The sequence below is a fragment of the Streptomyces sp. CC228A genome, from assembly GCF_021390935.1.
Lineage (GTDB): Bacteria > Actinomycetota > Actinomycetes > Streptomycetales > Streptomycetaceae > Streptomyces.
Genome location: NZ_JAJPUI010000003.1, coordinates 516,117 through 536,337, shown reverse-complemented (window position 1 = coordinate 536,337; position 20,221 = coordinate 516,117). Strand labels below are relative to the sequence as shown.

The 20,221-nt window shown below is 75.9% G+C and carries 14 protein-coding genes; 6 read left to right on the top strand and 8 right to left on the bottom strand.

All coding sequences use genetic code 11. From position 1 onward, the window contains the following. Positions 1–6: 6 nt before the first annotated feature. Together L6E17_RS12275 and L6E17_RS12270 are read right to left on the bottom strand one after the other, a co-directional pair. The gene (locus L6E17_RS12275) at positions 7–1,164 is read right to left on the bottom strand and encodes an acyl-CoA dehydrogenase family protein (protein ID WP_236240786.1); all 1,158 of its coding nucleotides are present in this window, start codon (positions 1,162–1,164) and stop codon (positions 7–9) included. 175 nt (positions 1,165–1,339) lie between these two features. Continuing rightward, positions 1,340–2,698: a PucR family transcriptional regulator gene (locus L6E17_RS12270; protein WP_236240900.1), complete on the bottom strand. Its 1,359-nt coding sequence runs from the start codon at positions 2,696–2,698 to the stop codon at positions 1,340–1,342. 462 nt (positions 2,699–3,160) lie between these two features. Here L6E17_RS12270 and speB point away from each other — a divergent pair, with 462 nt between their 5' ends. Together speB and L6E17_RS12260 are read left to right on the top strand one after the other, a co-directional pair. Continuing rightward, positions 3,161–4,156, top strand: a complete 996-nt coding sequence (speB, locus tag L6E17_RS12265) for an agmatinase (protein WP_236240785.1) — start codon at positions 3,161–3,163, stop codon at positions 4,154–4,156. 123 nt (positions 4,157–4,279) lie between these two features. After that, complete coding sequence (locus L6E17_RS12260; protein ID WP_236240784.1) at positions 4,280–5,971, top strand: thiamine pyrophosphate-binding protein; 1,692 nt, start codon at positions 4,280–4,282, stop codon at positions 5,969–5,971. A gap of 4 nt (positions 5,972–5,975) precedes the next feature. Here the strand turns inward: L6E17_RS12260 and L6E17_RS12255 are convergent, their stop codons facing one another. Continuing rightward, on the bottom strand, positions 5,976–6,803 hold the full coding sequence (locus L6E17_RS12255; protein WP_236240783.1) for an endonuclease I family protein: 828 nt from the start codon (positions 6,801–6,803) through the stop codon (positions 5,976–5,978). 506 nt (positions 6,804–7,309) lie between these two features. Here L6E17_RS12255 and L6E17_RS12250 point away from each other — a divergent pair. The 3 genes from L6E17_RS12250 to L6E17_RS12240 all read left to right on the top strand — a co-directional run bounded on the left by L6E17_RS12250 (position 7,310) and on the right by L6E17_RS12240 (position 13,594). Then, a complete protein-coding gene (locus L6E17_RS12250) occupies positions 7,310–8,713 on the top strand; it encodes a MerR family transcriptional regulator (RefSeq protein ID WP_236240782.1) in 1,404 nt (467 codons plus the stop codon). 553 nt (positions 8,714–9,266) lie between these two features. Beyond that, complete coding sequence (locus L6E17_RS12245; RefSeq protein WP_236240781.1) at positions 9,267–13,013, top strand: ABC transporter ATP-binding protein; 3,747 nt, start codon at positions 9,267–9,269, stop codon at positions 13,011–13,013. 176 nt (positions 13,014–13,189) lie between these two features. Further along, on the top strand, positions 13,190–13,594 hold the full coding sequence (locus L6E17_RS12240) for a hypothetical protein (protein ID WP_236240780.1): 405 nt from the start codon (positions 13,190–13,192) through the stop codon (positions 13,592–13,594). A gap of 170 nt (positions 13,595–13,764) precedes the next feature. Here the strand turns inward: L6E17_RS12240 and L6E17_RS12235 are convergent, their stop codons facing one another. After that, positions 13,765–15,597: a glycoside hydrolase family 3 protein gene (locus tag L6E17_RS12235; protein ID WP_236240899.1), complete on the bottom strand. Its 1,833-nt coding sequence runs from the start codon at positions 15,595–15,597 to the stop codon at positions 13,765–13,767. Positions 15,598–16,276: 679 nt separating this feature from the next. Between L6E17_RS12235 and L6E17_RS12230 the strand changes: the two genes are divergently transcribed. Then, entirely contained in the window at positions 16,277–17,056 is a 780-nt protein-coding gene (locus L6E17_RS12230; RefSeq protein ID WP_236240779.1) for an SDR family NAD(P)-dependent oxidoreductase, read from the top strand. Between the two features lie 57 nt (positions 17,057–17,113). Here L6E17_RS12230 and L6E17_RS12225 read toward each other — a convergent pair whose 3' ends face one another. From L6E17_RS12225 to L6E17_RS12210, 4 genes are all read right to left on the bottom strand, one after another. Further along, positions 17,114–17,518, bottom strand: a complete 405-nt coding sequence (locus L6E17_RS12225; RefSeq protein WP_236240778.1) for a hypothetical protein — start codon at positions 17,516–17,518, stop codon at positions 17,114–17,116. A 12-nt stretch (positions 17,519–17,530) separates the two neighbouring features. Continuing rightward, positions 17,531–18,061 (bottom strand): DUF1203 domain-containing protein, encoded by a 531-nt coding sequence (locus L6E17_RS12220; RefSeq protein WP_236240777.1) that lies wholly within the window; start codon positions 18,059–18,061, stop codon positions 17,531–17,533. A 156-nt stretch (positions 18,062–18,217) separates the two neighbouring features. Then, positions 18,218–19,171, bottom strand: coding sequence for a hypothetical protein (locus L6E17_RS12215; protein WP_236240776.1), 954 nt, complete (start codon positions 19,169–19,171; stop codon positions 18,218–18,220). Positions 19,172–19,374: 203 nt separating this feature from the next. After that, entirely contained in the window at positions 19,375–20,163 is a 789-nt protein-coding gene (locus tag L6E17_RS12210) for a sugar phosphate isomerase/epimerase (protein WP_236240775.1), read from the bottom strand. Between the last annotated feature and the right edge of the window lie 58 nt (positions 20,164–20,221).

The following is a 20,221-nucleotide window of genomic DNA, read 5'->3' as shown; positions in this document are numbered from 1 at the left end:
CGGTGCTTACAGGCCCATCGACTTGGCGATGATCGACTTCATGATCTCGCTGGTGCCGCCGTAGATGCGGTTCACGCGGTTGTCCGCGTACAGGCGGGCGATCGGGTACTCGTTCATGTAGCCGTAGCCGCCGTGCAGCTGGAGGCAGCGGTCGATGACGCGGTGGGCGACCTCGGTGCAGAACAGCTTCGCGGACGCGGCCTCGGCGGGGGTCAGCTCACCGGCGTCGAGGGCCTCCAGGGCGCGGTCGGCGACCGCCTCGGCGGCGTCCACCTCGGCCTGGCAGGCGGCCAGCTCGAACTTGGTGTTCTGGAAGTGCGCCACCGGCTTGCCGAAGACGGTGCGCTCCTGCACGTACTGCTGCGCGAACCGGACCGCGGCCTTGGCCTGCGCGTACGCGCCGAAGGCGATGCCCCAGCGCTCCGAGGCCAGGTTGTGGCCGAGGTAATAGAAGCCCTTGCCCTCCTCGCCGAGCAGGTCCTCGACCGGGACCTTCACGTCGACGAACGCCAGCTCGGCGGTGTCGGAGGTGCGCAGGCCCAGCTTGTCGAGCTTCCGGCCGATCGAGTAGCCCTCGGACTTGGTGTCGACGGCGAAGAGCGAGATGCCGAAGCGGCGGTCCTCGGCCGTGGGGGCCGAGGTGCGGGCGCAGACGATGACGCGGTCCGCGTGGACGCCGCCGGTGATGAAGGTCTTGGCGCCGTTGAGGACGTAGTGGGTGCCGTCCTCGCTGAGCTTGGCGGTGGTCTTCATGCCGGCGACGTCGGAGCCCGTGCCCGGCTCGGTCATCGCCAGCGCCCACATCTCCTCGCCGGTGACGAACTTCGGCAGGTAGCGCTTCTTCTGGTCCTCGGTGGCGAGCATCTTGATGTACGGGAGGGCCAGCAGCACGTGCACGCCGGAGCCGCCGAACTGGACGCCCGCGCGCGAGGTCTCCTCGTACAGCACGGCCTCGAACTTGTGGGTGTCGAGGCCCGCGCCGCCGAACTCCTCCGGCACGTTGATGCCGAAGATGCCCAGCTCGCCCAGCTTGTAGTAGAAGTCGCGCGGCGCCTGCCCGGCGGCGAACCACTCGTCGTAGACGGGGACGACCTCGGACTCGATGAAGGCGCGGATGGTCTCCCGGAACGCCTCGTGGTCCTCGTTGAATACGGTACGGCGCACGGAGCCTTCTCCTTCTGGTCCGGGGTACGACGAATAAAGCGACTAAGCGCTTGCTCAATCGAAGTTACCCGGCGGTCGGTTCGGCTGTCCAGAGTCGTTCAGCTCACAACCGGCGGCGCGCCGCGACCGCGCCCCGGCCCCGCGGCGCACCCCCGCCGCGCAGCGGGCCGCGGCGTCACCCCCACCGCAGCGCGAACCACAGCTCCATCCGGGTCTCCGGGTCGTCCAGGTCCGCGTCCAGCAGCGCCGCGCACCGGGCGATCCGCTGCCGCACCGTGTTGCGGTGCACCCCCAGTGCCGCCGCCGTGCGGTCCCAGCTGCCGTGCAGCGACAGCCAGGCCCGCAGGGTCTCCGGGAGCGCCGGCGCCTGTGCGAGCGGCGCGAGGAGGGCGCGGGCGTGCGCGGCCGCCTCCTCCTCGTCGACCAGCGCCGCGAGCCCGCCCGCGCGGTGCCGCACCAGGCCCGTGTGCGCGGCCTCCGCGCGGCGCAGCGCGCGGGCCGCCTGCGCGTCCGCCGCCGCCAGGTCGCCGGGCGCGGCCGGGGCGCTCGCCCCGAGGCTCCAGCCCGGGTACGGCGCCGGCTCCCGCCCGGCGGGCAGCAGCACCCGCACGGTCCCGTCCGCCGCCGGGTCCACGAGCGGGCTGCCCAGCGCGGGCGGCGGGGCGCCGGGGCCGCCGCCCCGCGCGTGCACCACCGTCCAGGGCGCCTCGCCCAGCAGCGGCGCCGCCTCCTCCGGCCGGGCCCCCAGCAGGAGCCGTACGAGCGCGGCCGAGCGGGTCGCCTCGTCGGCTCCCTGGTGCGGGGCGGTCAGCAGCGACAGCAGCACCATCGCGGTCTCCGCGAGCCGCTGGTCCGCCTCGTCCCTGCGGGCCATGGCCAGGCCCAGCGTCAGCCCCCGGCCGGCCCCCGTGCCCAGGCCGTACGCCACCAGCCGCGTCCCGCCCGCGGTGTCCGCCGCCGACGACGGGCGGCGCGCCGCCCCGGCCGCCCGCCGGACCAGCCGGGCCAGTGCCGCGTCCTCCTCGGGCATGAGGTCCCGCCCGTCGGCGGCGTACTCGCCGCCCTCCGGGGTGTACAGCACCGCCCGCCCGTCCAGCCGCACCGCCAGGGCGTGCAGCACCGCCGGTACGGGATCGGGCCGGGCCGCCGCCGTGGCCAGGGCCCGCTGGCCGTCCGCGACCCGGCGCAGCTCGTGGTGGCGGGCCTCCGTCATGAGCCGCCACACCGCCCGCGCCACGGCCGCGAACGGCGTGCCCGGCTCCACCTCCACCAGCGGCAGCCCGTGCCGCCGGCAGGCCGCGACCAGCGCGTCCGGCACCGTGTCGTACACCGGCGTCACCCCGAAGCCCAGCGCCGCGGCGCCCGCCTCCGCGACCCGTGCCACGAACCGCTCGGGACCGGTCTGCCCGAGCTGGAACGGCACCCCCGCCGTGAGCAGCAGCTCACCGCCCAGCAGGTAGGGGAAGGGGTCGGCCATCTCGGAGGTGTGCACCCCGTGCAGGTCCGCCCCGGGCCCGCCCGCCACCAGCCGCATCCCGAGGCCCTCGCTCGCCAGCAGGTCGGCCAGCCGCACCGGCGGCGCGAACGGCACGGGCGGCTGCGCCGCGCGCCCGGCGGCGCGGCGCCCCGCACCCCGGGGCCCCCGCCGTCGCGGCCCCCGACGGTCTGGTGCCCGTCCTCGCGGCCGCCGGCGGGCTGGTGCCTGTCCTCGCGGCCGCCGGCGGGCCGGCCGCTGTCCGGATGGCCCCGGCCCTGCCCTCTGGCCGCGCGGTCCGTGCGGGGGGTGCCCTCGTGGTCCCGGTCCCGGGCGCTGCGGTCCATCGCCGTGTGCTCCCTGTCCCTGCGGCCCTCGGCCGCGCGGTCCGCGGGGACGCCGCCTGCCGCCCCGCGGCTGCCTGCCCCGGACGCTGCCATGGACGATTCCTCCACTCCACCTCGTACCGATGGATAAAACGTACACTTCTGTCCGGGCTTCCGCCCGCCTACCGTCGACACCATGAGCAGCAACCACGGCACCGACACGACGCCCCGCGGCCCCATCGACTCCTCCCGGGTCCCGCGCTACGCAGGCCCCGCGACGTTCGCCCGGCTGCCGCGCCTGGACGAGGTCGGCACGGCCGACGTCGCCGTCATCGGCGTGCCCTTCGACTCCGGCGTGTCCTACCGCCCCGGCGCCCGCTTCGGCGGCAACGCCATCCGCGAGGCGTCCCGCCTCCTGCGCCCCTACAACCCGGCGCAGGACGCCTCCCCGTTCGCCCTTGCGCAGGTCGCGGACGGCGGCGACATCGCCGTCAACCCGTTCAACATCAACGAGGCCGTCGAGACGGTCGAGGCCGCCGCCGACGACCTGCTCGGCACCGGCGCCCGCCTGATGACCCTGGGCGGTGACCACACCATCGCCCTGCCGCTGCTCCGCTCCGTCGCGAAGAAGCACGGCCCGGTCGCCCTGCTCCACTTCGACGCCCACCTCGACACCTGGGACACCTACTTCGGCGCCGAGTACACCCACGGCACCCCGTTCCGCCGGGCCGTCGAGGAAGGCATCCTCGACACCTCCGCGCTGTCCCACGTCGGCACCCGCGGCCCGCTGTACGGCAAGCAGGACCTGACGGACGACGAGAAGATGGGCTTCGGCATCGTCACGTCGGCCGACGTCTACCGCCGCGGCGCCGACGAGGTCGCCGACCAGCTCCGCCAGCGCATCGGCGACCGCCCCCTCTACATCTCCATCGACATCGACTGCCTGGACCCGGCGCACGCGCCCGGCACCGGCACCCCGGAGGCGGGCGGCATGACCTCCCGCGAACTGCTGGAGATCCTGCGCGGCCTGGCGTCCTGCAACCTGGTCTCCGCCGACGTCGTCGAGGTCGCCCCCGCCTACGACCACGCGGAGATCACCTCGGTGGCCGCCTCCCACACCGCCTACGAACTGACGACGATCATGTCCCGCCAGATCGCGGCGGCCCGGAACGCGGAGGGAGCGGCGCAGTAACCTCCGCGAGGACGGCGCCGGGCCGCAGCCCCCGCAGACGCGGCCCGGCGCCACCGCAGAGGACCGCCGCACCGCACGGACGGGCGCGGCCGGTCACCGCACCGACACGAAGGCCCGCCGACCATGACCCACGACCACGACCTCGTCCTGCGCCCCACCGCCGCGCAGACGGCCGCCGCGCTGAACCCGCCCCCCGGCCGCATCGGCGGCGACCTCGTCGTGGAGACCCTCCGCGGCCTCGGCGCGACGACCGTCTTCGGACTGCCCGGCCAGCACGCCCTGGGCATGTTCGACGCGCTGCGCCGCTCCGACCTCGCATACGTCGGGCTGCGGGTGGAGAACAACGCGGGCTTCGCCGCCGACGCGTACGGCCGGGTCACCGGAGAGGCGGCGCCCCTCCTGCTGTCCACCGGGCCCGGCGCGCTGACCGCCCTGCCCGCCCTCCAGGAGGCCGCCGCGGCCAGCGCGCCGGTGCTGGCCGTGAGCGCGCAGGTCCCGGCGCGCGGCCTCGGCGGGGGCCGCCACGGCCACCTGCACGAACTGCGGGACCAGCAGGCGTCGTTCCGCGACGTCGTGAAGTCCGTCCACTGCGCGCGCACGGCCTCCCAGATCCCGTCCGCGATCGCGGCGGCCTGGCAGTCGGCGCTGACGCCCCCGCACGGGCCCGTGTTCGTCGAGATCCCCCAGGACGTCCTGGCCGCCCCGACCTCGCTGCCGGTCGTCACGGCGCCGGACGCGACCCCGCCGGACCTGCCGCCGCGCCCGGAGCTGACGGCGCTGGCGGCGCACCTGCTGACGACGGCCGAGCGCCCGGCGGTCATCGCCGGAGGCGGCGTCGTGCGGTCCGACGCGTCCGGGAAGCTGCGCGCCCTGGCGGAGCGGCTCGACGCCCCCGTGGTGACCACCTTCGGCGGCAAGGGCGCGTTCCCGTGGGAGCACCCGCTGTCCCTCCAGTCCTGGCTGGAGGACCGCCACATGACGGACTTCCTGGAGGACGCGGACGTCCTGCTGGTGGTGGGCTCGGGCCTGGGCGAGCTGTCGTCGAACTACCACACGTTCCGCCCGCGCGGCCGGGTGATCCAGATCGAGGCGGACCTCGGCAAGCTGGAGTCCAACCACCCGGCGCTCGGCATCCACGCCGACGCCCGCCTGGCGCTGTCGGCGCTGCTGGAGACCGTCGGCGAGCGCTCCGACGCGTCGGCGCGGGACCGCGTGCGGGAGGTCCTGGCCGCGGTCCGCTCCCGCCTCGACTCCCAGCAGCTCACCCTGGAGCAGGGGCTGCTGGCCGCCATCCGGCAGGCACTGCCGAGCGCGTCGCCCAGCTTCTGGGACATGACGGTCCTGGGCTACTGGGCCTGGTCGGCGTTCGACGCCCGACGGCCGGGCGCCATGCACTCCGCGCAGGGCGCGGGGGGCCTCGGCTACGCCTACCCGGCGGCGCTCGGCGCGGCCGTCGCGGACCGCACCCGGCCGGTGCTGGCCGTGTCCGGTGACGGCGGAGCCCTGTACTCGATCGCGGAGCTGGCGACGGCCCGGCAGCACGACCTGCCCGTGACCTGGCTCATCGTGGACGACGGCGGCTACGGCATCCTGCGCGCCTACATGACGGAGGAGTACGGCGAGCCGATGGGCACGGAGCTGGCGGGCCCCGACTTCGCGGCGCTGGCGGAGTCGTTCGGCGTGCCCGCCACCCGCACCACCCCGGAGGCCCTCCGCGAGGACCTCGCGCGGGCCCTGTCGTCGAAGGGCCCGTCGGTGGTGGTGCTGGGGGCGAGGCCGCGCATGTTCGCCCCCACGCACCTGGCGGACCGCTGACGGGCTACCAGATCGCCTCGACCCACTCCGGGTGGTCGATGAACGGGTTCCGGTTGCCCTGGTAGCTCTGGTAGATGACCTCGTTGCGCCGCTTCTCGAACGCGTCCGGCGGGTCCAGCTCGTTCCACTGCTTCAGCACGGAGAGCCGGCCGTGGTAGGGGGCGCTGCCGTTGCTGACGGAGTTGTTGGGCTCCAGGTCGGGCCAGTAGTCGTCGCCCTCGTACCGCACGGCCATGTAGAGGATCATGCGGGCGACGTCGCCCTTGACGGCGTCGCGCGGTTCGAAGGAGTCGGCGTCGGTGTAGTTGCCGGGAGCGCCGCTGACGGCGCTGCCGCCCCAGTCGAAGTCCTTGTTGCCCCGGATGCTGTTGACCTGGACGTCGGCGGGCCGCAGGTGGTGCAGGTCGGTGCCGGGGCCGGTGCTGGTGCCGAAGTCGCCGTGGGACTTGGCCCAGACGTGCTCCCGGTTCCAGTCGCCGAGGTCGCCGCCGTTGAGGGTCTTGCTGCGGGACTTGCCGCTGTAGAGCAGTATCACGTTGTTCGGGTTGGCCGGGTCCTGGTCCGTCGCCTTGAGGGCGTTCCACACGGCCGAGTACGAGAGCTTGCTGTGGTCGCTGATGATGTGGTGCAGCGTGCTCTTGAGCGCCGTACCCGACTTGCCCGCGGTGCCGTCGTAGTACGTGTCGTCGTACGAGGAGGCCGAGGCGGTGGCGGCGGGCGCGGTGTCCGCGGCGGCGGCCGGAACCGCGCCCCCTGCGAGCAGGACGGCGGCGGCGAGGAGCGGCAGTCTCCAGCGGCGGGCGGCTCGGCCGGAGGGCAGCGCTGAGGGCATGGGGGAGCCCCTTCCATGGCGGAGGAACGCGGGAACGGTGGGGTCGTTCTACGCGAGTTGACGAGTGCGGCAAGGGGAGGGTGGCACAGCATCGGTCACTGTCGTGTGAACGAGACACGTCAATCCGGTGTCGTTGTCATGGACGTGCCCAATTGGCCGGATTTCTACGCGTGGCGGGGGTCTTGAAGGGCCGTGTGGGTGTGGGTGTGGGTGTGGGTGCGCGGGTGGGCGGGTGCGGCGGGTGCGCGGGTGTACGGGTGCGCGGGTGTGTGGGTGTGGCTGCGGGGCCGGGCCGGGTCGGGGACGCGCGCGACCGGGGGGCGGCCCCGCCTGCGGGTGCACAGGGGTGCAGGGGTGCAGGGGCGTGGGTGCTCCGGTGCGCGGGAGGGCGGCCCGGTGGCCCCGTCGGGCGCGGAGCGGTGGGCGCGTACGGAGGGGGCTCTGTGGCGCAGGTCACGTCACCCGGCCTTGAACCTGGAGTCGGCTCCAGGTCCTAACCTCGCCGTATGTCCGCTTCGACGATGATCGAATCCCCCCGGTTGACCATTGGGGCCCTGGCCCGGTCCGCCGGCCTCTCGGTCGACACCCTCCGCTACTACGAGCGCAGGGGGCTGCTGCCCGCCCCCGAGCGCACCTCCGGCGACCACCGCCGCTACCCCGCCGCGACCCGGGAACGGCTCACCTTCATCCAGGTCGGCCAGCGGCTGGGGCTGCGCCTGGAGGAGATCAAGGAGCTCCTCGACGCCTGCGAGCACCACGACGACTGCCCCGTCGGCACGGCCGTCCGGGTGCTGCGGCAGCGGATCGACGAGGTCGACGCGCAGATCGGGCAGATGGTCGCCCTGCGCGACCGGCTGCAGTCGGCCGTCGCCCGGATGGGCGTCCACGGCGACGACGTGACCCGCCTCCTCACCGACGAACCGGAGCCTCCGGCCTTGGAGCCCGGTGCCGGCACCCGAGGGGCGCCGGACCTCGCGCATGGCCCCGTCGTCGCCTGGGGGAGCGAGCCGACCGCGCGGAGCTGCCCGAGCGCGCCGCCGACCGTCCGGCGCTCCCGGAGCCGGGCGCCACCGCCGACCGTCCGGCGCCCCCAGTGCCCGTCGTCGCCGCCGACCGGCCGGAGCGCGCCGCGTTCGAAGCCGCCGCCGGCGGTGCCCAGCGCGCCGCGTTCGGCGCCGCCCCGCGGGGGCGCTCCGGTGACCGCTTCCGACACCCGCCTGTACGACCGTGCCGGGCTCCTGGGCGCCGGGGTCACGCTCGCCTGCGCCGTCGCGTTCCAGGTGCTGGCCGCCACCCATCCGGGCGTGCACCTCCAGCCCACGGACCTGCCGCTGCCCGCGGCCGACTTCCTCCGGCCGATCGCGACCGAGCCCGGCGCGATGCTGCTGTGGATGGCCTTCGACTGCCTCTTCGTCCTCGGGTACACGGCCATGTTCACCGGCGCGTACGGGCTGGCCCGCTCCCGGCTGCTGGGCGGGCTCAGCCTCGGCGGCATCCTGGTCGCGGGCGCCCTGGACGCCGTCGAGAACGCGCTGCTCGCGGGCTACGCGGCGCAGTCGGAGCTGGGAGCGGTGGTGCAGGCCCCGCCGCTGACGGCGCTCTACACGGTGGCGGCCCTGAAGACCGCCGCCGCGATGTTCGCCGTGGCGTTCCTCGGTCTGGCACTGCCCTCCGCCACCCGCCTCCAGCGGGCCATGGGCCTCGCCGCGGCCGCGTTCGTCCTCGTCAACGCCGCCGGGGTGGCGGTGCCGGAGCTGGGGCCCGTCGAGGCGCTGCCGATCGCGGTGCTCACCGTCCTGCTGGGCGTCACCTTCCGGGCACGCCTCCGCGACCGCGGAAACGCCCGCGGAAACGCCCGCGGGGCGGAGTCGGACGGCCCGCGACCGGTCGCGGCGGGTGGCGCTGCCTGAGACCGGGAGAAGCGGCGAGCGGCTGCCGTCTGCGGCGAACGTCCCTGCCGCCGGCCGGCGGCCGTTCGTCCGGCTGGACGGATGCACGATGAGCGCCACCCCGGGACGGCAGAAGCCGAAGCGCCGGACCAGGGCGTCCCGGTGCCGGGCGCGGCGCTGAAGGGCGGCGCGGCGCGGGTGCCGGGCGCCCTCCGGTCGAGTCCGCCCGGGCCGCCCGCGGCGTAGCGCCTCCCCGCGAGCCGGCCGCCCCGGGGGCACCGGCCCGGTCCCGGCACCTGTGCCGCACCCCGGCCGGAACCGGCGGCGGCGCCGCTCGACCTGAAGCCGATCACTCCGCGACCCCGCCCTCAGGCGGAGACCGCACCGGAACGGACGGCAGGACTCGGCGGCCGCCCGGCCGCAGCCCCCCGCCACCCCCGGCCCTAGGCCGGGAGACCGAGCCGCCTCCGCCCTTGGGAGGGACCCGCACACGAACGGGCCCGTCCGGGATGAAAACCCGGACCCGGCCTGTTGGGCCTTCCGGTAGAGCAGCGGAAACGGGAGGTCGGGCGACGTGGCGTCGGCGGTGGGGGAGCAAGGGCGGACACCTGCGCGAGGGTGGGCGCGGCGGCTGTGGGAGTACTGCCGGAGGCACCCGGTCGACGTGTGGCTGGCCCTCGGCTCGTCGCTCGGCGGAATGGCCCTCATGGCCGTCGTGCCGCTCATCACCAAGGTCGTCATCGACGACGTGATCGGGGAGGCCGACGGCTCGCTGACCCTGTGGATCGGGCTGCTCGTCGGCTCCGCCCTCGCCGTGTACGTGCTGACGTACATCCGGCGCTACTACGGCGGGCGCCTCGCGCTCGACGTGCAGCACGACCTGCGGACCGAGATGTACGGGTCGATCGCCCGGCTCGACGGGCGGCGGCAGGACGAGCTGTCCACCGGCCAGGTCGTCGGCCGGGCCACCAGCGACCTCCAGCTCATCCAGGGCCTGCTGTTCATGCTCCCGATGACCATCGGGAACGTCCTGCTGTTCGTCATCTCGCTCGGCATCATGGCCTGGCTGTCCCCGCCGCTCACCCTCGTCGTGCTCGCCGTCGCGCCCGCGCTCTGGGCGATCGCCCGGCGCAGCCGCACCCGGCTCCACCCCGCCACCTGGTACGCGCAGACGCAGGCCGCCCAGGTCGCGGGCGTCGTCGACGGCGCCGTCACCGGTGTGCGGGTCGTCAAGGGGTTCGGGCAGGAGGATCAGGAGACCGGCAAGCTCAGGGACGCCGGCCGCAAGCTGTTCGCCGGGCGGCTGCGGACCGTCCGGCTGAACTCCCGCTACACCCCGGCCCTCCAGGCGGTGCCCGCCCTCGGGCAGGTCGCCATGCTGGCGATCGGCGGCTGGCTGGCCACCCGCGGCGAGATCACCCTCGGCACCTTCGTCGCGTTCTCCACGTACCTCGCGCAGCTCGTCGGCCCCGTCCGCATGCTCGCCATGGTCCTCACCGTCGGCCAGCAGGCCCGAGCGGGCGCCGAGCGCGTCATGGAGCTGATCGACACGCGCCCGGCCATCGAGGACGGCACCCGCGCGCTGCCGGCCGACGCGCCCGCCCGCGTCGAGTTCGACGACGTGTCGTTCGGCTACGCGGGCGCCACGAAGCCGGTCCTGGACGGCTTCTCCCTCACCATCGAACCCGGCGAGACCGTCGCCGTCGTGGGCGCCTCCGGCAGCGGCAAGTCCACGGTCTCGCTGCTGCTGCCGCGGTTCTACGACGTGACCGGCGGCGCCGTCCGCGTCGGCGGGCACGACGTGCGGGAGCTGACCCAGGAGTCGCTGCGGGCCGCGATCGGCCTCGTACCGGAGGACTCCTTCCTGTTCTCCGACACCGTCCGCGCCAACATCGCCTACGGGCGCCCCGACGCCACCGACGAGGAGGTCGCCGCCGCCGCCCGCGCCGCGCAGGCCGACCGCTTCATCGCCGAACTGCCCGACGGCTACGCCACCACCGTCGGCGAGCACGGCCTGACCCTCTCCGGCGGTCAGCGCCAGCGCATCGCGCTGGCCCGCGCCCTCCTCACCGACCCGCGGCTGCTGCTCCTCGACGACGCCACCTCCGCGGTGGACGCCCGCGTCGAGCACGAGATCCACGAGGCGCTGCGGTCCGTGATGGCCGGGCGCACCACACTGCTGATCGCGCACCGGCGGTCCACCCTCGGCCTCGCGGACCGCATCGCCGTCCTCGACCGGGGGCGGCTGGCCGACGTCGGCACCCACGAGGAGCTCCAGGCGCGCTGCGCGCTCTACCGGCGGCTGCTGACCGACCCGGAGGGACTGGGCGGGGTGTCGCCGGGCCACACGCCGCGGACCGGTGCCGCAGAGGACGGCGACCGCACCGTGCGGGACGAGCTCGACGCCGAGTTCGACGCGGAGCGCGGCATCACCCCGCACCTGTGGGACCGCGCCGGGACGGAGGGCGCGGAGCGCGCGGACGCCGACACGGGCGCCACCGCGGACCTGCTCGCCAAGGTCGCGGCGCTGCCCCCGGCCGACGGCACCCCCGACGTCGACGAGGCGCGGGCCGTGCGGCCCGAGGAGTCGTACGGGCTGCGGAGGCTGCTGCGCGGCTTCGGTGTGCCGCTGCTGCTCAGCCTGCTGCTCGTCGCCGTCGACGCGGGCGCCGGGCTGATGGTGCCCGTGCTGATCCGGCACGGCATCGACGAGGGCGTCACGCAGCTCGCCCTCGGCGCGGTGTGGGCCGCGTCCGCGCTGGCGCTGCTGACCGTGGCCGTCCAGTGGGCCGCGCAGGTCGGGGAGACCCGGATGACCGGGCGGACCGGTGAGCGGGTGCTGTACGCGCTGCGGCTGAAGATCTTCGCGCAGCTCCAGCGGCTCGGGCTCGACTACTACGAGCGGGAGCTGACCGGGCGCATCATGACCCGGATGACGACGGACGTCGACGCCCTGTCGACGTTCCTCCAGACGGGCCTGGTCACCGCCTTCGTGTCGGTGGTGACCTTCTTCGGGATCATGGTCGCGCTGGTCGTCATCGACGTGCAGCTCGCCCTGGTCGTGTTCGCGACCCTGCCCGTGCTGATCGTCGGCACGGTGTTCTTCCGGCGGGCCAGCGTCAAGGCGTACGAGCTGGCGCGGGAGCGGATCAGCGTCGTCAACGCCGACCTCCAGGAGTCCGTGGCGGGCCTGCGGATCGTGCAGGCGTTCCGCCGCGAGCGGTCGGGCGCCGCGCGGTTCACCGAGCGGAGCCTCGCCTACCGGGCGGCGCGGGTGCGCGGCCAGTGGCTCATCTCCGTGTACTTCCCGTTCGTGCAGCTGCTGTCCTCGCTGGCCGCCGCCGCGGTGCTGGTGGTGGGCGCGGGCCGGATCGAGGCGGGGACGCTGACGGCGGGCGCGCTCGTCGCGTACCTCCTCTACATCGACCTGTTCTTCGCGCCCGTGCAGCAGCTCTCGCAGGTCTTCGACGGCTACCAGCAGGCCGCGGTGTCGCTCGGCCGCATCCAGGAGCTGCTGCGGGAGCCCACGTCCACCGCGCCGGCGGCCGACCCGCGGCCCGTGCCGTCGCTGAAGGGGGAGATCCGCTTCGAGGGCGTCTCCTTCTCGTACGGGGACGAGGAACCGGCGCTGAGCGGCGTGGACCTGCGGATCCCCGCCGGGCAGACCGTGGCCTTCGTCGGCGAGACCGGCGCCGGGAAGTCGACCCTCGTCAAGCTGGTCGCCCGGTTCTACGACCCCACCGAGGGGCGGGTCACCGCGGACGGCACCGACCTGCGGGAGCTGGACCTCACCGCGTACCGGCACCGCCTCGGTGTGGTCCCGCAGGAGGCGTACCTCTTCCCCGGCACGGTCCGGGACGCCATCGCGTACGGGCGGCCGGACGCCACCGACGCCGAGGTGGAGGCCGCGGCCCGCGCGGTCGGCGCCCACGACATGATCGCCACCCTCGACGGCGGGTACCTCCACGAGGTCGCCGAGCGGGGCCGGAACCTGTCGGCGGGCCAGCGGCAGCTGATCGCCCTGGCCCGCGCCGAACTCGTCGACCCGGACGTCCTGCTGCTCGACGAGGCGACCGCGGCCCTCGACCTCGCGACGGAGGCGCAGGTCACCCGGGCCACCGAGCGGCTGGCCGGGCGCCGCACGACACTGGTCGTCGCCCACCGGCTGACCACGGCCGCCCGCGCGGACCGCGTCGTCGTGATGGACCACGGCCGGGTCGCGGAGGACGGCACCCACGAGGAGCTCCTCGCCCGCGGCGGCCGGTACGCCGAGCTGTGGCGCACGTTCATAGGGGAGGACGAGGCGGAACGGGTGGCCTGAGCACCGGAGCGGGGCGCTGCCGGGGCGGGGGTCCGGGCCGCAAGCCCCCGGCGCCGCCCCCGCGCCCCCGGCCCCTTCCTCGGCGCGGCTTCGCGGAAGGCAACCCTCCGCACGCCGTCCGCGTCGTACGCAGGTACGGACCGTGGACGGGGACGCATGAGGCGAGGGAGCACGCAATGGGCGCTGGGGCAGGGCACACCGGCATACGCGCGGCCGCACGGACACTTGCGGTCCTGGTCGCGGCCGGGCTGGCCCTCACCGGTCCGGGCGCGGTGACCGCCGACGCCGCCGCTCTCGCCGGCTGCTCGGGGCGGCTCGCCAAGACGGCCCGGTTCGCCGGCGGGGAGCTGCGCGTCTACAAGTCCCGCCAGTACGCCTGCGCCGTCACCGTCGCCGCGAAGCCGGGCGTCCGCCGCAGCATGTCGGTGACGCTCCAGCCGCGCGGCGGCAGGGCCGTCACCGACAAGGGCCGCTTCACCCACCAGGCAGGACCGGTCACCGTGCACGCCCTGAACCGCTGCGTCCGCGCCTCCGCCTCCATCGCGGGGAAGAAGACCGCCACCGGCTGGATCCTGTGCTGACGGCTGACGGCTGACGGCTGACGGCTGACGGCTGACGGCTGACGGCTGACGGCTGACGGCTGACGGCTGACGGGTGACGGGTGACGGGTGACGGGTGACGCCTGATGGCTGACGGGCTGACGGGCTGACGGGGCGACTGGCCCCCGGGGCGGCAGCGGCGCCGGGGCGGATCAGTACGCCAGCCCGTGCCCGATCGGGTACAGCACCCGGTCCGGCGCGTCGGCGCGGTGGACGGGCACGGGGAGCCGGCCCCGCGGCGGCGTCCGGCCCGCGACGACCCGGGCGGCGGCCCGCAGCTCCCCGTCGGTCCACGTGTACGTGGCGAGGACCGCGCGCTGGCCGGTGAGCCGGGCCGCGTCGTACGGGTCGCGCAGCGCCACCGCCACGACCGGGACGCCGGTGGCGGCCAGCCGGGCCACCAGGGCGCACTGGGCGTCCCCGGCCCTGACGTTGTACGTGCAGACGACGACCGCGTCCCGGCCCGCGGCCGCGGCCACCGCCTCCTCGATCCGCTGCGGGCCGGGCGTGAGGCCCGTCGCCAGCGCGGACGCCGCGAACCCCAGCTCGGTGAGGGCCGCGGCGAGCACCGCCGTGGCCGGGCCCCCGGTACCGGAAGGGGATGCCGGGTCGGCGCCGACGACCAGCACATCCCGGTGGGTGCGGCGGTGGAGCGGCAGCAGGCCGCCGGTGTTCTGCAGCAGCGTCGTCGTCGCGTCCGCGATCCGCTCGGCGGCCTCCCGGTGGGCCGGGCTGCCGACGAACCGGTCCACGTCCGCGCGGACGGTGTACGGCTGCCGCGGCAGCCCCAGCTTCTCCTTGAGCCGCAGGATGCGCAGCACCGACGCGTCCAGCCGCTCCCGGGCGAGCTCCCCGCTCCGCACGGCGTCCCGCACGGCCGTCCACGCCAGCTCCAGGTCCGGCGGGTTGAGGAGCTGGTCGCAGCCCGCCTTCAGGGCGAGCACGGGCACCCGGTCGTCGCCGTACCGGGTGCGGACGCCCTCCATGCGCAGCGAGTCGGTCACCACCACCCCGTCGTAGCCGAGCCGTTCCCGCAGCAGCCCGGTGATGATCGGCCGGGACAGCGTCGCCGGGTCCCCGCTGGGGTCCAGTGCCGGTACGACGATGTGCGCCGTCATCACGGCGTCCGCCCCGGCGGCGACGGCGGCCCGGAACGGCGGCTCGTCGAGGAGGCCCCACTCCTCGCGGGTGTGGCCGATGGACGGCAGGTGGGTGTGGCTGTCGGCGGTGGTGTCGCCGTGGCCGGGGAAGTGCTTGGCGGTCGCGGCGACCCCGGCGTCCTGGAGGCCCCGCACCTGCGCGGCGACCAGGCGGGCCGCGGCCCGCGGGTCGGCGCCGAAGGAGCGGACCCCGATGACCGGGTTGGCCGGGTCGACGTTCACGTCCGCGACCGGCGCGTAGTTCTGCCGGACACCGAGCGCGGCCAGCTCCGTCCCGGCGATCCGCGCGGCCTGCCGGGCCAGGTCCGGGGAGCCCGCGGCGCCCAGCGCCATGGCGCCGGGCAGCAGGGTGGCGGGCGCCCCGATCCGGGCGACGGCGCCGTGCTCCTGGTCGGTGGACACGAGCAGCGGGACGGGGACGCGCTGCGCGAGCGCCGCGCGCTGCAACCCGTCGGACAGGTCGGCGATCTGGTGCGGGTCGCGGGTGTTGTGCGCCCACCGGAAGTAGATGACGCCGCCGACGTGGTACCGCCCGACGAGTTCGGCGGCGGTGCGCACCCCGAGCTCCCGCAGGTTCGCCGCGGCGTCCTCCGGGTCCGGGTCGGTGGCGGAGTGCCCGTACGCCCGGGTGACGAAGAGCTGGCCGACCTTCTCCTCCAGGCTCATGCGGGCCAGGAGCCGCGCCGCCCGCGTCTCGGCACCCCCGGCGGTGCGGGCGGCCCCGGCGGCGCGGGCCCCCGGCGGGGGCGCGGCGGCGAGGGCGGCGGCGGTGGCGGCGGCACCGGCGAGGACGGTGCGTCGGGAGGGGGTGGCGCGTTCCTGCACGGACAAGGGGTGCTCCTTCCGGCCCGTATGCAACGGACATTCCGTGGCATAACGACCAACAGGCCACGCTTAGGGGAAAGCCGTGACCAGCGCAAGGAAGCGCGCAGACGGCCCGCAGCCGGACCCGCGCGGCGGGCGGCGGCGAGCGGGGCGGCGGCCTCGGTCCGGGGGCGGGTCGCGCGGCGGGTCGCGGTCCTTGGTCCAAGGGCGGGGCGGCAGCGGCCTTGGCCCGCGGGCGGGGCGGCGGCGGGCCGGGCGGCGGGCTGCGGGCTGCGGCGCGGGAGCCCGCCGCCGTCCTGGGCGGGACGGGGCGGGCCGGTCGGGACGTTGCGGGCGCGGGCGCGGGCCGACCGGGGCGGTGGCGAGCGGGCGGCGAGCGGGTGGCGAGCGGCCGGGGACACCCGGCGGCGGGCCGGTCGGGACAGGCCGACACGGCGGGCGGGCTGCGGGCCGGTGGCGGTGTGTGGTGGGCGCGGCGCTGCGGCGGCGGCCGGAGGCGTCCGGCGGCGGGCCGTTCCGGACGGATCGGCGGCGGCGCGGGGCCGGGGCGCCAGCCGGTGCGGGGCAAGGTCGGCGCCGGGCAGGGCGGTGCAGGGCCCGGGGAGCGCGGGCCGGGTGGGCGGAGGCGGGAGTGCGGGCCGTCGGCCGGGGCCCCTGCGGCCCATGAGAGGCTGCGGCCATGGCCACGGACACGTACCTCTCCGACCTCTTCTCGCTGGACGGCCGCGTCGCCGTCGTCACCGGCGGCAGCACCGGCATCGGCCGGGCCATCGCCGAGGCCCTCGCCCAGGCCGGGGCCCGCCTCGTCGTGATCGCCCGGCGGAAGGCCGAACTCGCCGCCACCGTCGAGGCCCTGGAGGCCCGGGGATGCCGGGCCGCCTGGGTGAGCGCCGACCTCGGCACCCGCGACGGGGTGCGGGCGGCCGCGGAGGAGGCGGCCGCGGTGTACGGCGAGCCGGACATCCTCGTCAACTCCGCTGGTGTCAACCTCCGCCCGCACCTCAGCGACCTCGGCGAGGACGTCTGGGACACCACCATGGCCGTGAACCTGGAGGCACCGTTCCTCCTCGGTCAGCGCTTCGGCCCCGGCATGGCCGAACGCGGCTTCGGCCGGATCATGCACGTCAGCTCGCAGCAGGCCCACCGCGCCTTCGTCCAAAGCGGCGCGTACGGCGTGTCGAAGGGCGGGCTGGAGGCACTGGCCCGCTCCCAGGCGGAGGCGTGGTCCCCGCACGGCGTCACCTGCAACACGCTGGTGCCCGGCTTCGTCATGACGGCGCTGAACGCCCACCTGTCCTCCGACCCGGACAAGGTCGCCGCCCTCGCCGCCCGCACCTTCGTGGGCCGCAACGGACAGCCGGAGGACTTCGCGGGCGCCGCCGTGTTCCTCGCGAGCCGCGCCGCCGCGTACGTCACCGGCCAGTCGATCCACGTGGACGGCGGCTTCTCGGTCCACTGACCGGCCGCGCCCCCGCCGCCCGCCCGCACACCGACCGGCGGGGACGCCGGCCGGCCCTCACCGGGCGGGGAACGGCGCCAGCTCCGCGTCCCACGCGTCCGCCGCACGCAGCAGCCCCTCCGGCCCCACCCGCACGTCGACCGCGTCCGGCAGTCCGGGACCGGCGTGCGCCAGCCCGACCCGCACCCCGTAGGCGGTGCGACGGAACGTCAGGGTGGGCTCGACGAAGTCCAGTACGGCGGGGCTCCCGCCGTCGGCCGCGGCCTCCCGCAGCCACGCGGACAGCCGCCGCGCCTCGTCCGTCAGCAGGCACGGCTCGGTAAACGCCCACCGCCCGGTGGGCGTGACGACCTCACCGCGCACGACCAGCCAGTTGTCGTCGTACGCGTCGCCCTGGGCCGCGGCGAACTCGTACCGCAGCACCTTCAGCCCTATCCCGCACCCCTGATCGTCGAACAGCATCCGCACACCCTCTCACGGGGCGGGCGTCCCGTCCTCGGCGGACGGACGCCGCACCGCGAAGTGGAAGCACCCGTACTCCAGCGCGCGGACGTGCACGAGCACCACGTCCGGATCGGCGAACGCGTCGTCGAAGGCCGCGTCGAAGGCGGCCGTGGCGTCGGCCGGGATCTCCAGGAGGCGGCCCCCCGCGATGCGGCCCCGGGCGTCATAGCGGCGCACGGTACGCAGCGCGCCCGGCCTGGCGAAGGGGTAGTCCGCACCGGGCGCGAACCCCCCGCAGCCGTCGGCGTGGATGAAGACGGGCCCCTGTTCGTCGTAGGCCCCCGGATCCGCACCGCGGGCGGCGGCCCAGCGGCGCAGCGGGGCGTACGAGACGAGGGCGATCCGCTCGCCGGGCGTGATCGGGCGCAGGCAGCAGCGCAGCGGGGAACCCGCGTCGTCGCGGGTCGCGCGGTACGGGACGCAGGGGCGGCCCGCGTCGTCGGCGGTACGCAGCTCCGTGAGGGCGGCCGGGTCGACGGGCAGCACGGTGTACGCGGTCATGCACCCATGCTGGGCCGCCCCACGGCGGCCCGCCGGCGGGAATCGGACATCACGGTGGCCGCAGGCTCGTCGGCGGGGCGGCTCCGGGGCACCGCGGCCGCACCGGGTGCCCGCGGCCCGCCGGCCGTCGGGGCCGGCTTCCCGGGACGGCGCGGCTCAGCTGCTCCGGAGCCTCACGCCGTAACGGCTCCGCAGCCGCGCGACCTCCCACCACGCCACCGCCGTCACCGACGCCGGGCCGCCGAGGAGCGCGGCGAGCTGCACCGGCGGCGGGCCCGGGGGGAGGCCGCCGACGGCCAGGTTGATGACGGCGAACTCCCACACCAGCACCCCGGTCAGCAGGGCGGGCAGCGTCGGGTGCACCTCCGTCGTGTTGAACGCGCTGCGCACCGCCCGCCCCGAGGCGAACGCCACGAACATCGCCGTCCACACGGGCGGCAGCATCAGCAGGAACCGCACCGGGATCCACAGTGGTTCGGCCGGGAGCTCCTGGCCGAGCAGGACCGAGCCCCACGCCAGCAGCGGGGTCGCCGTGAACGCGCCGAGGTACCACAGCACCGACCGCACCGCGGGCCCCACTCCGCGCCGCATGCCCGGACGGGCGTGCGGCGGGGCCAGCCGGAACAGCACCAGCACCACCAGCGGCGTACTGAGCAGCAGCAGCCACGGCGTGAACGCCAGCCGCATCGTGAACTGCTGCCACGCCTGGTCCCAGTCCTCCCCGCTGCCGTACGCGGCGAGGATCACGAAGGACGCCGCCGCGGCCGCCCAGGCGCGGGTCTTCTGCGCCCGCGCCACGGACGGGTCGGTGACGGTGCGCCGGTCGGCCGGAAAGACCCGCCGGGCCTGCGCACGCGCCGACCGCACCAGGGGATATCCGGCGACCAGCAGCAGCGCGGGCCACACGCACAGCAGCAGCGGAACCCACAGGCAGCCGCTCACCCGGCCCGTCAGCTCCCGCAGCGTCGGCCAGTCGTCCTCGCGGAACCGCGCCGACAGCGACGGCGCGGGATACCCGTACGGAGGGCGCTGGTACGGGGCGGGGTGCGGGCCCCGCGGACCGGGGACGTACGGTCCCCGCGGCGGATACGGCGCCGACGGCGGCGGCACCGGCTGACCGTAGGGCCCTTGGGCGTACGGATGGCCGCCGTGCGGACTCCCTCCGTACGGATTCCCGCCGTAAGGCTGCTGTCCCCCGAACGACACGCTGGCGCCCCCCTGCTGCGGTGAAGTGTCTGACGAGCAGTCAACTCCTATCGCACCCGGCGTGCGTAAGCGAAGTCGCGGTGCCGCAAGGCCGCCCTGAGCCGCGCTCACCGCGCGGCGAGCGCCTCCAGGTGCGTGCGTCCGGCGGACAGCAGCGCGGGGAGCTCCGCCGCCTGGGGATACCGGCGCTTCTCGTACTCCCAGCACACCCAGGCGCCGGGATCGCCCCGAACGGCCCCGAGGCAGTCGCCCAGGGGCAGGACGCCCGCGCCGAGCGGCAGCGGTGCGGTGTCCTCACGCGAGGCGATGTCCTTGACCTGCACGTATCCGAGGTACGGGGCCAGCAGCCGGTACGACTCCGCGGGGTCCTCACCGGCCCGCCAGGTGTGCATCACGTCCCAGAGGGCCCCCACGTGCGGGTGCCCCACCGCGGCGACCACGCGGGCCGCGTCCGCGCCCGCCGGGTGCGAGTCGTGCGTCTCCAGCAGCACCCGCACCCCGATCTCCGCCGCCACCTCCGCGGCCGCCCCCAACCGCCGCGCCGCCGTCGCGTCGGCCGCCGCCCGCGGCTGGTCGCCGCCCCCGGGGAACACCCTCGCGTACGGCGCCCCGAGGTCCGCCGCCAGGTACAGCAGCCGGTGCAGCTCCTCGTACACGGGCTCGTCGTCCCCGGCCTGCGCCACCCGCGCGTACCCGGCGACACACAGGATCCGCACCCCGGCGTCCTCGAACCTCCCGGCCACCGCCCGCCGTTCCCGGCCCAGCAGCCCCGGATGCACCGGCTCCTCCGGGTGCGCCCGCAACTCCACCCCGTCGTACCCGGCCCCGGCCGCGAGCCGCACCACGTCGGCCACCGGCATCCCGGGCACGCCCAGCGTCGAGAACGCGTATCTCATGCCCCGAAGCTACCGCCGCACAGGCAGCAGGACGCCCCCGCGACCCGCCCGGCACCGC